Source organism: Wolbachia endosymbiont of Cardiocondyla obscurior (genome assembly GCF_902713635.1).
In the GTDB taxonomy this organism is placed as follows: Bacteria; Pseudomonadota; Alphaproteobacteria; order Rickettsiales; family Anaplasmataceae; genus Wolbachia; species Wolbachia pipientis.
In genome coordinates, this window is the sequence record NZ_CACTIU010000120.1 from 1 (window position 1) to 875 (window position 875).

Here is an 875-nt window from a genome sequence, read left to right on the forward strand (position 1 = left end):
CGATTAAAAGCTCTACCATCTCTCTTTTGCCACTTAAAGCAGCAGAAAATAAAGGAGTATTGCCATTATCATCCACCGCATCAACATTCGCCCCTTCTTTGATTAAAAGCTCTACCACCTCTCTTTTGTCACTGAAAGCAGCAGCATAATGTAAAAGAGTAGGTCCATCTTCACTTACCATATTAATATTTGCCCCTTTTTCGATTAAAAGCTCTACCATCTCTCTGCCACTTAAAACAGCATAATGTAAAGGAGTGAGTCTAAGTTGCTGAATATTCGCTGCCTCTACTACCCCTCTTTCCCTTGTATTACTTAAAGCAGAAAGACGTGAAAAAGCTTTTTCACCCTCATCTACCGCATTAACCTCTGCTCCAGCTACTATTAACTCCTCAATTTGCCCTATATTACCCTGTACAACAGCATTAAAAAGTTGTTCATTTAACTCTCTTTGTTGTATTTCGTTCATAAATTACCTCTAATTTGTTAGTATGCTAGATGATAATGCAGTATAAATATTTGATATTTATTAATATTACTACACTTACATTATATATAAAATTTTTAATTCAATTCATCATCACCTGCAACATCAGCAAGCCAAACGCCTCCCTTTTTTCGTTGAGCGTCATAAAGCTTTTTCTATATACTTCCACAATCTTTGCCTCTTTTCCATGAGAGTTTCTATTGCATCTTTGTCATAAGATGAGCACAAACCTTTTTTGCTATAAATTTACCTTAGTTTTCCTTTTTATCCTCAAATGAATTGGTATTAATTTAGTAAAATATATTACTAATAACCTAACCGATACAACCACTTTCAGCAACTTAAAATAACAAGCGTGAGAACAAGTTTTTTTGGGATCAGTTGGTCTACC

1 protein-coding gene is annotated in these 875 nt (G+C 34.5%); it reads right to left on the reverse strand.

Annotated elements, in window-relative coordinates:
- A partial coding sequence (locus WOCAOBSORBRA_RS06040; RefSeq protein WP_174516156.1) for an ankyrin repeat domain-containing protein occupies positions 1 to 466 on the reverse strand: 466 nt, incomplete at its 3' end.
- Positions 467 to 875: the final 409 nt, after the last annotated feature.